The sequence below is a fragment of the Nocardia sp. BSTN01 genome (genome assembly GCF_015354405.1).
Classification (GTDB): domain Bacteria; phylum Actinomycetota; class Actinomycetes; order Mycobacteriales; family Mycobacteriaceae; genus Nocardia.
This window is the reverse complement of record NZ_JADKYP010000101.1, coordinates 1-11,138: the sequence shown is the minus strand read 5'-3', so window position 1 is coordinate 11,138 and position 11,138 is coordinate 1. Positions and strand designations below refer to the sequence as shown.

Here is an 11,138-nt window from a genome sequence, read left to right as displayed (position 1 = left end):
GGCTGCTGCGGTTGCATAGGTCTCACCGTATTGGCCCGATGGTCCGGGCGGCCACCGCTAGGCATTAAACTGCTGGTCAATATGAACAACTCATCGGTCGACAGCGTGCCCGGCGGCGAGGGCGACAGGCCCGAAGGCGCAGACGAGCGCAACCACGAAGGGCCCGCGGACGCCGCCACCGGGTACCCCGGCGACAGCGGCGACGTGACCGAGCCGTCGTTCGCCGACCTCGGCATCGACGATCGGCTGCTCGCGGCGATCGCCGATGTCGGCTACGAGTCTCCCTCGCCGATCCAGGCGGCCACCATTCCGCCGCTGCTCGCGGGCGCCGACGTCGTCGGCCTGGCCCAGACCGGTACCGGTAAGACGGCGGCCTTCGCGATCCCGATTCTGATGGGCCTGGACAAGCGGCCGAAGCCGCCGCAGGCGCTGGTGCTCGCGCCGACCCGCGAGCTGGCGATCCAGGTGGCCGAGGCGTTCGGCCGCTACTCGTCACATCTGCCGGGTATCCACGTGCTGCCGATCTACGGCGGTCAGAACTACGCGGTCCAGCTGCAGGGTCTGCGGCGCGGCGCGCAGGTCGTCGTCGGCACGCCGGGCCGGGTCATCGACCACCTCGAACGCGGCACCCTCGATCTCACCCAGCTGCGGTATCTCGTCCTCGACGAGGCCGACGAGATGCTGAAGATGGGTTTCCAGGAGGACGTCGAGCGCATTCTGCGCGACACTCCCGCGGAGAAGCAGGTCGCGCTGTTCTCGGCCACCATGCCGTCGGTGATCCGCAAGATCTCCAAGCAGTACCTCAAGGATCCGGTCGAGATCACGGTCAAGTCCAAGACCTCGACCAACACCAACATCTCGCAGCGCTGGGTGCACGTCTCCCATCAGCGCAAACTCGACGCTCTGACTCGAATCCTCGAGGTCGAGCCGTTCGAGGCGATGATCATCTTCGTGCGCACCAAACAGGCCACCGAGGAGCTGGCCGAGAAACTGCGCGCGCGCGGTTATTCGGCCGCCGCGATCAACGGCGATATCGCGCAGAACCAGCGCGAACGCACCATCGGCCAGCTGAAGTCCGGCACCCTCGACATCCTGGTCGCCACCGATGTGGCCGCGCGCGGACTCGACGTCGACCGCATCTCGCATGTGGTCAACTACGACATTCCGCACGACACCGAGTCCTATGTGCACCGCATCGGCCGCACCGGCCGGGCCGGGCGCACCGGTGAGGCGCTGCTGTTCGTCGCGCCGCGCGAGCGCCGGCTGCTGGATGCGATCGAGCGTGCCACCCGCCAGCCGCTGACCGAAATGCAGCTGCCCAGCGTCGATGATGTGAACGCCCAGCGGGTGGTCAAATTCCACGACGCGATCACCGAGAATCTGTCCTCGTCGAATCTCGCGCTGTTCCGCAAGCTGATCGAGGATTACGAGGCCGAGCACAACATCCCGCTCGCCGATATCGCCGCCGCTCTGGCGGTGGGTGGCCACGACGGCGACAACTTCTTCATGGAGGCCGAGGCCGAGCCGATCCGCCCGCCGCGCCGCGAACGGGCCCCGCGCGAGGACCGCGAGCGTCGTCCCGAGGGCGGTCCGCAGCGCCATCGCGCCACCGACGCGGAGATGGCCACCTACCGCATCGCGGTCGGCAAACGGCACCGCGTGGTTCCGGGAGCGATCGTCGGCGCCATCGCCAACGAGGGCGGTCTGCGTCGCAGCGACTTCGGCCATATCAGCATCCGCCCCGACCACAGCCTGGTCGAGCTTCCCGCCGATCTGTCGTCGGAGACCTTGGATGCGTTGCGCCGCACCAGGATCAGCGGCGTCCTGATCCAGTTGCAACTGGACCAGGGCCCGCCGTCGCACCGTTCCCTGAGCCGCGGCCCGCGCCGCGAGGGTCCGCGCAAATACGACCGCCGCAAGCCGCGCAGCTAGTCACCGGCCGCGGCGGCGCGGGAGAGGCGCCAGACGTTGTCGACCCGGGTGCCGGAGCGGCCGTCGGGGGAGGTCAGCGCGCGTTCGACCGGCTCGCGGGTGCGAACGGTCCATTCGCCGTCGAGACGCAGGGTGTGCAGGACGCCGTCGAGTGTGGGAAAGGCGGCGTCGAAAGGGTATTCGTCGGGTGTCATCCAGGTGGGCCAACCGGCGTGCATGACAATCAGCAGCGTGCCGCCGGGCGCCACCGCATCGGCGGCCCGGCGCAGGACGCCGTCTTGATCGAGGGCCACCGGTGACTGCAGGAACTGGGCGTTGATCAGGTCGTAGGTGCCGTCCGGGAAGGTGTGCCCGAGTTCGTGGCGCTGCCACGAGATGCGCTCGCCCAGGCCGGCCTGCTCGGCATGGGCCGCGGCCCGTTCCAGCGCGGTCTGCGAGATGTCCACGCCGGTCACCTGCCAGCCCTGCCCGGCCAGCCAGACCGCGTCGGCGCCTTCGCCGCAGCCCAGATCCAGGGCGCGGCCCGGCCGCAGATCCGCGGTCTCGCGCACCAGCAACGGATTCGGATTCCCGCTCCAGACCCGGTCGCTGTCGCGATACCGCTGCTCCCAGAACACCGCGGGCTCGGTGGGTGATGTGGCGGACATGAGACTCCTCGTCGCTCGGGGCGCCCCGTCGGCGCCTGCCACCAGAGTCACCGGCGCGCCGGAAAACCGGCAAGGATTCTTGCCGAATCGGCAAACCGGTCCGCGGCCCGGCGTCGCGGCGTCGATCGCCCGGCGCGTTAACCGTGGCGGGGAAATCGTCGGAACGCATGCGAATTTCTATTAACTTATTCCGCGCGTCGCGAATTACGCAGGGTACGGCCATTTCGCCACAACCTAAAGGTTCCTTCTCGTCGGCCGCGGCAGCGGGCCGCTCGGGATCGCGGCATCGGGCGCGATTCGTCGTTTATGATCCGGTCGACGAGCGGTTCGATTCGAGGCGTAGATTCGATTCGGACCTACGAAATACGGTGGGAGACGCCCATGAAACTTGCCCTGTCACCCGATGAGGTGGCCTTCCGGGACGAACTACGCACGTTCTTTCGGACCGAGATACCGGCCGAGATCCGGGACAAGGTCGAAAACGGCCGGGAACTCTCCCGCGAGGACATCGTCACCGCCCACAAACTCCTGCACGCCAAGGGCATCGCGGTGCCGAAGTGGCCGGTGGAGTGGGGCGGCCAGAACTGGACCTCGATGCAGCGCCACATCTGGGAAGACGAGATGCAACTGGCCTGCGTGCCCGAGCCGCTGACCTTCAACGCGAACATGATCGGCCCGGTCATCGCGCAATTCGGCTCGGAGGAACTCAAGCAGCGCTTCCTGCCGCCGACCGCCGCCCTCGACATCTGGTGGTGCCAGGGCTTCTCCGAGCCCGACGCCGGATCCGACCTCGCCTCACTGCGTACCACCGCGGTGCGCGACGGTGATTCCTATATCGTCAACGGCCAGAAGATCTGGACGACGCTGGCCCAGTACGCCGACTGGATCTTCTGTCTGGTGCGTACCGATCCGAATGCGCCGAAGAAGCAGGCCGGTATTTCGATGCTGCTCTTCGATATGAATTCACCGGGCGTCACCGTGCGGCCGATCAAATTGATCGACGGCCGGCACGAGGTCAACGAGGTCTTCTTCGAAAACGTGCGGGTACCCGCCGATCAACTGGTCGGTGAGGAGAACGCGGGCTGGAGCTACGCGAAATTCCTGCTCGGCAACGAGCGCACGGGTATCGCCGGTGTGGGCCGCACCAAGGTCGTGATCGCCACCGCGAAAAAGCATGCGGCACAGATTCCGACGGGTTCCGGCACGCTGCTGCAGGATCCGGTTTTCGCCGCTCGCGTCGCCGAGTTGGAGAACGAACTGCTGGCGCTCGAACTGACGCTGTTGCGCGTGGTGGCCAATTCCGCCGAGGGCAAACCGAATCCGGTGTCGTCGGTGCTGAAGTTGCGCGGTACCGAATTGCAGCAGGCGGCCACCGAGCTGATGCTCGATGTGGCGGGCCCGGACGCGGTGCCGGTCGGCGCCGACGACATCGCCGCGCCGGACTGGGCGCAGCGCACCGGACCCACCTATCTGAACTACCGCAAGACCAGCATCTACGGAGGCTCGAACGAGGTGCAGCGCACCATCATCGCCTCCACCATCCTCGGATTGTGAGGCGCTGCCATGGATTTCGAATTGACCGATGAACAGGTCATGCTGGGCGAGACGGTGCGTGATCTGCTGGCCCGTGCCTACGACCCGGAGAGCCGGCTGAAGGTGCTCGACACCGAACTCGGCTGGAGTCGCGACGTCTGGTCGCAGCTGGCCGAATTGGGCGTCCTCGGACTGTCTTTCAGCGAGGAGGACGGCGGCGTCGGCGCCGGACCCGTGGAGACCATGGTCGTCATGGAGGAGGTCGGCCGCCGTCTCGCTCCCGAACCGCTGCTGGACGCGGTCCTGCTGCCCGGCGGTCTGATCGCCTCCCTCGGCACCGCCGACCAGCGGCAGCGGATTCTGCCGGAGGTGGCCGGCGGATCCCGGCTGCTGGCCTTCGCGCACGAGGAGGCCGGTTCGCGCTGGCCGGATATCACGGTCGCGACCACGGCCGCCGCCGACGGTGACGGCTACCGGCTCTCCGGTGTGAAGAGCCGGGTGCCGCACGGTGATTGCGCCGACGAGCTGGTCGTCACCGCCCTCGGACCGGACGGTGTGCTGCGGCTGTTCCTGGTGGCCGCGGATGCCGAGGGCGTGTCGCGCACCGCCTACCGCACGTTCGACGAACGCCGGGGTGCGCAGATCGAATTCGCCTCGGCTCCGGCCGAACTGCTCGGCGCCGCCGAGGCCGGCGACGTCACCGAGGCCGTCGCCACCGCCATCGCGACCGCCCAGGCGAGCCTGTGCGCGGAATCGGTCGGCGCGATGGGTGAGGCGCTGCGGCTGACCACCGAATATCTCAAGACGCGCAAGCAGTTCGGGGTCACGCTCTCGAAGTTCCAGACCCTGACCCAGCGCGCCGCCGATATGTACGTCGCGATGGAACTGGCTCGCAGCATGAGCTTCTACGCGACCGCCTCGCTGGCCGAGGGCACGGTCGATCCGATCGCGCTGTCGCGGGCCCGCCTCCAGGTCGGCCGCGGCGCCCGCCACATCGGGCAGGAAGCGGTGCAGATGCACGGTGGAATCGGTATCACCACCGAATATCCGGTCAGCCACTACGTCGCCCGGCTCACCGCCGTGGATCAGACCTTCGGTGGCCGCCGCGAACATCTGGGCGTGCTGAGCAGCCGGGTCGGGGACTACGGCCTGGCCGAACTCTGATCCGTACGCAAGCGCACCGCTGAGGGTGGTGGTCGTCGCGAATCCGCGCGGCCGCCACCCTTTTCGGTGTGCGGGTCAGTTGCCGCTGTCCGCGGTCGTCGGCGCCGGCTGGAGGTCGGTCGTCGGCTCGGATTCCTCGACGGTGCGCGGCGCGTGATGCGGCCGGGTGGTCGTCGGGCTGTCGGAATCGGCGTAGGGATCGCTGACGGACGGTTCCGTGGTCGGGGTGGGAGTCTGCGTGGCGGTGGTCGGCGCGGGCGGTGCGAACGCCGTGTAGCTCGGCTCGGCCTCGGTCGTGGTGCCGGTCGCCGTCGCGGAGGTGGTGCGCCGCGCCGGCGTATTCGCCGCGACCCGCCAGGAGGGGGAGGGGGGAATGATCACCGCGGGAGCTGTGGTGGTGCCGCTGCGTGTGATCGGGGTGGTGGCCACCTGCAGATCCGCGGCGAGCGGCGGCGGTGCGACATAGACGTCCTTGTGGCCGATCCCACACGCCCCGATCAACACCAAACCCAGCGATACCGCACCGGCGGCCATTGCGGGACCCGCCACCTTCATGTTCAGGCGGCCCGGGGTCTCCTCATCGGCGCGATCCCCCGTGCTCGCCCTGTCGTCCATGGATGTGGTGCTCCCTCAAACTGTTTCCGAGTGGCCTCACAGTAACCGAGAGTCGCGACCCGGGGCCAGGCATGCCGGTCGGTCCGCAAAATACCGGACAGTAACGTGAAAAGCTAATGCTTCACATAACGAAGCGGTTACGTTCGGCGTGTCGCGGGCACGTGTCGCGTGGACTTTCGGTGATGGCCACGTACCGTGTGAGCGAAGTTACATGTGAGACGCATGTTATTTGCCGGGCGAAACGGACGTTTCGACAGTCTCGGTGGGCGTCATCGAGGAGTAGTGATGGGAGCTTATTCGACATCCCCCACGCGCGCGGTGTCACAGGGTGATTCGGCTGCCGCCGGATCCGGACGCAGCGCCTGGACGATCACCTCCCGCATCGCGGCCTGGTTGATCTTCCTCGGCGGATTGGTCGGTGCGGTGCTCGGCATCGCGGGCCTTCGTGTCGAAATCACTGTCGCCGGACTTATTCTGGCCTGCACCGCCGGTCTGGTCCTGCTGAAACTTCGCGCCGACGGGCAACAATCGGCCTGAGGATCGCCCCGTCGGGAAAATTCGGTGGGCGACGTGCTCCGACGGGCCTACCGTTGGTCGGCATGCGGATCGAGCTGACCACGGACCCGTTCGAGCTCCATGCCCGCGCCGGGCACTGCCTGGCGCGAGACCCCCTGCGACACACCGTCATTGCCACCATGGTCCGCAACGGCGTGGCCGGCGTGATGACGATCGAACCGGTGTTCGCCATGGTCTGCGACGGCGATGCGGTGGTGGGTGTCGCCATCGATACTCCCGGGCACGGCGCATATCTGGGTGACATACCCGCCTCGGCGTTGCCGGGGGTGGCCGCGGCCCTGTTCGACCGTGACCCCGCCGTCGTCGCGGTCGAGGGAGATCCGCACTCCGCCTCGGAATTCGCCATTCATTGGCAACGCCTGTCCGGCAATGCCTTTCGGCTGCAGTGGACGACGCGGCTGTATCGCCTCGGGGAGTTGCGTGTCCCCGCCGTGCCCGGCATCGCCCGCCGTGCCGGCGACGCCGATATCGATCTCTGTGTTCGCTGGGCCGAGCGCATGCGTCGCGAGGAGGACATCGGTCCCGACCCGCGTGCGGTTCCCGATCGGATCGCCGCGGGGCAGTGGTGGCTGTGGGACGACGCGGGTGTGCCGGTATCCGTGGTCGCGCATCAGCGGCGCGCGTACGGCTGGACCCGCATCGGGCCGGTCTACACTCCACCCGAATTCCGCCGCCGCGGGTACGCGGCCGCCGCCACCGCGCAGGTGTCGAAAGCGCTGCGCGACAGCGGCTCCCAGGTATGCCTGTTCGCCGATCTCGCCAACCCGACCTCGAACAAGATCTATCGGGACATCGGTTTCGAGCCGGTCGGCGATGTCCCGCGGTTCGTATTCGACGTGTCGGAATGACGGCGGCTAGGCGGTGCGCCGCAGCGCCGACTTCTTCGGCTCGTACGGGGTGTTCTGAGCGGCCGCGAGCCACCACCGCCCGTCGCGTTCCACCAGCACGTACATGGCCGTCTCGGAGAATCCGGCGGGATCGGCTGCCTGCCGGCGGATCTGGGCCACCACCACGCCGGGCGCCGGCGTGGTCGCGGCGACCACCTCGAAGGTCGAGGGCGGTGCCACCTGTCCGCTCATCAGGCGGTGGTGGATCGGATTGAGCTGGTCGTAGCCGACGACGGTGGCGCCGAACGGGCTGCCCCACAGCACATCCGCGGCGAAGGAGTGGTCGTAGAGATCGGCATCGCCGGTCTCGCCCGCGCGTTGCAGCTCCGCGGCGAAATCGGCGGCCACCCGCTGTGCCGTGGTGCGGGCCTCGGGGTCGTCGAGGGTGGGACGCTGTGTCATGGCTGACTCCTGTGTCGTCGGGCGTTCGGGCTACAGCCAACCTAGAAGCTCAACTCAACTCGAGGTCAAGCCGGCCGCGTGGACCGCTTCCGGATCGATGGCGTGGTCGGTGCCGTTCAGGATTCGGGACCGAGCGCGGCGGAAGGCGGCGGCCGGATCGTCCGGTGTGGCCTGGACCCGCCACGCGATCACCTGGTCCGGGCGGACCAGCAGCGCACCCGTCGGTGTCGAACCGACAGCGTCGCACCATGTTCGGTCCATGCGAACGATGTCGACAAGCTGATCATCGAGTTTCCAGTCCGGCGACTCCGGTCCGACGAGCAGCGTGAATGTCGTTCCGATCAGATCGAGGGTGGAACGGCCGTCGGCGAGGTAGCGGTGGGGCAGCCGGGTGCCCGGCTGCCCGGTCAGATCCAGGTGGTCCATGGTGTGCGGACTGTCGTCATCGATGAACGCGCCCGTGGGATACCGGGTGCCGAGAATCAGGGCGATCGGGTCGGCGAGCGGCGTGCCGTCGGTGGATTCGCGAGTCATGGTGCGCAGATTCGCGGTTCGGATACTGGATTGATCGGCGATGTACCGGCCGAGGGGGCGGCGCTCGCTGTCGTAGCTGTCGAGCAGGGTCGACGATGCCGCGCCACGCAGCACCAGCGCCAGTTTCCAGGCCAAGTTGTGGCCGTCCTGGATGCCGGTATTCGCGCCCGCGGCCGCGTACGGCGGCATCACGTGCGCCGCGTCGCCGGCCAGGAACACCCGGCCCGACCGAAACGTGTCGGCGATGAACATCCCTGGCTCCCAGGGCAGGACGCTCAGCACCTCCACGTCGATATCGGTGACTCCGATGGCCTCTCGCAGCAGTTCGGGCCAGCGGTCGGCGGGAGTGTCGACCTCTGCCGAACTGGTGAAGATCCATCGGTGTGCGCCGTCCACCGAGGCGAAAGCGCCGGGGATGCGGTCGTTTTCGATCTGGCAGAGGTTGAACTCGCGCCCGCGCACCAACTCCGCCAGATCCGCGCGGAAATACACGTTCACCGCGCGGCCGAGGGTGCCGCGGCCGTGACGGCCGATCTTCAGCCGCTCGCGGATCGGGCTGTGCGCGCCGTCCGCCGCGACGAGGTACGACGCTCGCACGGTGTCGAGGCGTTCCGGACCCGTGCGCAGTGTCGCGGTGAGACCCGCGGCGTCCTCGGCGATGTCGACGCATTCGACACCGAAGCGGATATCGCACCCGCGTGCCTGCGCCAGTTCGCGCAGGACGGGTTCCAGCTGATCCTGCGCGCACAGGGAGGCCGACGCGGGCGTGACCGCATCCCAGTCCGGCAGACCGCCCGGAAAGGTGAACGGCAACCGCTCGGCCCGGGCCAGTGTGGGGCCCGCCGCCATCGCCTGATGCGCCGAGAGTCCACGGGCCGCGTCCTCGACCGCCTCGGCGATGCCGATCCGGCGGAACAGTTCCATCGTGCGGATATTGATCCGGCGTGCCTTCGGCTGGGCCGAGGTGGTGGTCCGGCGTTCGACCAGGATCACCGGAACGCCCTGATGCTTCAGGAACAGGGCGGCGGTCAGGCCGGTCAACCCGCCGCCGACGACCAGGACCGGATCTGCGTGTACGTCGTACATCATGTGTACGTTGTACACCGATGGTTGAATTCCGGCAAGGAGGTGTGCACGGTGACCGAGGAAGTGCCCGGACCACTCATCTGGTCCCTGCCGGAACCGCCCGGCCGGCCGACCACGAACCTGAGCCGGGCCCAGATTCTGCGCGCGGGGATGGCGATCGCCGATGCCGAGGGCGCGCGTGCGCTGACGATGCGCCGGGTGGCCCAGGCCGTCGGTGCGTCCACGCCGATGTCGCTGTATCGCTACGTGGGCAGCAAGGACGGACTGGTCGATCTGATGATCGACGCCGTCTACGGCGAAGTGCCGCTGTCGGTGGGTTCGGATGCGGCGAGCACGGCGCAGTGGCGCGATGCGCTGGAGCGTCTGGCGCTGGACACCTGGGTCGTGATCCGACGGCACCTGTGGTTCGGCGAACTCGTCCACACCCGCCCGCCTCTGGGCCCGAACGCGTTGCGCTACTTCGACTTCCGCTTCGCCATGCTCGAACCGCTGGGCCTGTCGGCCGACGATCTGTCATTGCTGACCGGTGCGGTGGACGGCCATCTGTTCGGCGCCGCCCTGCAAGCGGCGGAGGAGCAACGCATGCGAACCCGCGTGGGACTGGCCACCGACGACCAGCTCGCCCGGGCCGCGAAACCACTGGTGGAGCCACTGCTGGAAGAGGGGCGCTATCCCGCCTTCACGCGGTGGTTCCACGGCCGCACCGGCTCGGGCCCCGCCGACCCCGTGGTGTGGACACTGCGGTGCCTGCTCGACGGCATCATCGCCCGCATGGGGCTCGACGAACCGGGTGGCCGCTAGGGCCGGAGGCGCCTAATCCGCCCGGGGCGCAACCCATTCGAAGGCGCGGGCTTCGGAGCGAGCGCCTTCGGCGGTGCGGGAGCGATTGGGTTCGCCCAGGTCGGTCAGCAGCCGTTCGGTGAGATCGACCATGGTCGCCAGGGCCGCGGGGGTGAACCAGCCGGGGCGGGTGGCGAACAGGATGTCCTCGCTGGCGGTGTTGCCACTCGCCCCCGGCGCGAAGGGGCAGCCACCCAGACCGCCCAGGGAACCGTCCACCGCATCCGCGCCCGCGGCCAGTGCCGCCAGAGAGTTGGCGACACCCATACCCAGGTGTCGTGGCCGTGAAAGAGGATGCGGCGCTGCGGAGTTCCCGATCGCACGGCGGCGATCAGGGCGTGCACCTGCGCCGGATACGCCTGGCCCAGCGTATCGGCGACCACGATATCGGCGGCGCCGTCGGTGCGCGGATCGGCGGCGATCGCCAGCACCCGCTCCGGATCCACCGGCCCGTCGAACGGGCAGGTGAAAGACGTTGCCAGACAGAGCTGAATCGATCCGCCGACCTCCTCGGTCAGCCGGATCGCCTCGGGCATCGCGGCCACGCTGTCCTCGGCCGTGCGGCCGATATTGGCCTTGTTGTGGGCATCCGACACCGACAGGCAGTACTGGAACTTCCGCACTCCCGCCTCGGCGGCGCGCGCGACCTGCCGCGGCGTGGCCACCCACACCCAGCAGCGTTGCAGCTCTTCGGGAGTCAGCGCGGCCACGACCTCCATGGAGTTGGCCATCGGCGGCACCAGATCCGGGCGTGCCATCGAGCCGATCTCGAGTTCCGGCACGCCCAGAGCGAGCAGGGTGCGAGCGATCTCCACCTTGTGCTCGGTCGGCAACACCTTGCCGGTCAACTGAAGTCCGTCCCGCAGAGTCACATCCCGGAGTGAGCCCGCGGTGGTCACAAAGTCGCTCATCCCGCCTCCAG

The 11,138-nt window shown here is 68.3% G+C and carries 10 protein-coding genes and 1 pseudogene; 6 read left to right on the top strand and 5 right to left on the bottom strand.

The window, feature by feature from the left end:
* The first annotated feature begins 81 nt into the window (after window positions 1-81).
* Entirely contained in the window at window positions 82-1,932 is a 1,851-nt protein-coding gene (locus IRT45_RS35130) for a DEAD/DEAH box helicase (protein ID WP_194810064.1), read from the top strand.
* Here the strand turns inward: IRT45_RS35130 and IRT45_RS35125 are convergent.
* Window positions 1,929-2,579: a bifunctional 2-polyprenyl-6-hydroxyphenol methylase/3-demethylubiquinol 3-O-methyltransferase UbiG gene (locus tag IRT45_RS35125; protein ID WP_194810063.1), complete on the bottom strand. Its 651-nt coding sequence runs from the start codon at window positions 2,577-2,579 to the stop codon at window positions 1,929-1,931. The genes IRT45_RS35130 and IRT45_RS35125 overlap by 4 nt on opposite strands.
* A 381-nt stretch (window positions 2,580-2,960) precedes the next feature.
* On the opposite strand from IRT45_RS35125, the gene IRT45_RS35120 reads away from it, so the two are divergent.
* Together IRT45_RS35120 and IRT45_RS35115 are read left to right on the top strand one after the other, a co-directional pair.
* Window positions 2,961-4,133 (top strand): acyl-CoA dehydrogenase family protein, encoded by a 1,173-nt coding sequence (locus tag IRT45_RS35120; protein WP_194810062.1) that lies wholly within the window; start codon window positions 2,961-2,963, stop codon window positions 4,131-4,133.
* A 9-nt stretch (window positions 4,134-4,142) separates the two neighbouring features.
* Window positions 4,143-5,276 (top strand): acyl-CoA dehydrogenase family protein, encoded by a 1,134-nt coding sequence (locus IRT45_RS35115; RefSeq protein WP_194810061.1) that lies wholly within the window; start codon window positions 4,143-4,145, stop codon window positions 5,274-5,276.
* 75 nt (window positions 5,277-5,351) lie between these two features.
* Here IRT45_RS35115 and IRT45_RS35110 read toward each other — a convergent pair whose 3' ends face one another.
* Entirely contained in the window at window positions 5,352-5,891 is a 540-nt protein-coding gene (locus tag IRT45_RS35110; RefSeq protein WP_194810060.1) for a hypothetical protein, read from the bottom strand.
* 285 nt (window positions 5,892-6,176) lie between these two features.
* Between IRT45_RS35110 and IRT45_RS35105 the strand changes: the two genes are divergently transcribed.
* Together IRT45_RS35105 and IRT45_RS35100 are read left to right on the top strand one after the other, a co-directional pair.
* Window positions 6,177-6,428: a hypothetical protein gene (locus IRT45_RS35105; RefSeq protein ID WP_157104078.1), complete on the top strand. Its 252-nt coding sequence runs from the start codon at window positions 6,177-6,179 to the stop codon at window positions 6,426-6,428.
* Between the two features lie 62 nt (window positions 6,429-6,490).
* Window positions 6,491-7,315, top strand: a complete 825-nt coding sequence (locus IRT45_RS35100; protein WP_194810059.1) for a GNAT family N-acetyltransferase — start codon at window positions 6,491-6,493, stop codon at window positions 7,313-7,315.
* Between the two features lie 6 nt (window positions 7,316-7,321).
* Here IRT45_RS35100 and IRT45_RS35095 read toward each other — a convergent pair whose 3' ends face one another.
* Window positions 7,322-7,756, bottom strand: a complete 435-nt coding sequence (locus IRT45_RS35095; protein ID WP_194810058.1) for a DUF4440 domain-containing protein — start codon at window positions 7,754-7,756, stop codon at window positions 7,322-7,324.
* A gap of 54 nt (window positions 7,757-7,810) precedes the next feature.
* The gene (locus tag IRT45_RS35090; RefSeq protein ID WP_228535943.1) at window positions 7,811-9,379 is read right to left on the bottom strand and encodes an FAD-dependent monooxygenase; all 1,569 of its coding nucleotides are present in this window, start codon (window positions 9,377-9,379) and stop codon (window positions 7,811-7,813) included.
* A gap of 48 nt (window positions 9,380-9,427) precedes the next feature.
* On the opposite strand from IRT45_RS35090, the gene IRT45_RS35085 reads away from it, so the two are divergent.
* Entirely contained in the window at window positions 9,428-10,177 is a 750-nt protein-coding gene (locus tag IRT45_RS35085) for a TetR/AcrR family transcriptional regulator (protein ID WP_309241293.1), read from the top strand.
* A gap of 12 nt (window positions 10,178-10,189) precedes the next feature.
* Here the strand turns inward: IRT45_RS35085 and IRT45_RS35080 are convergent.
* Window positions 10,190-11,127: pseudogene (locus IRT45_RS35080) on the bottom strand (hydroxymethylglutaryl-CoA lyase).
* Window positions 11,128-11,138: the final 11 nt, after the last annotated feature.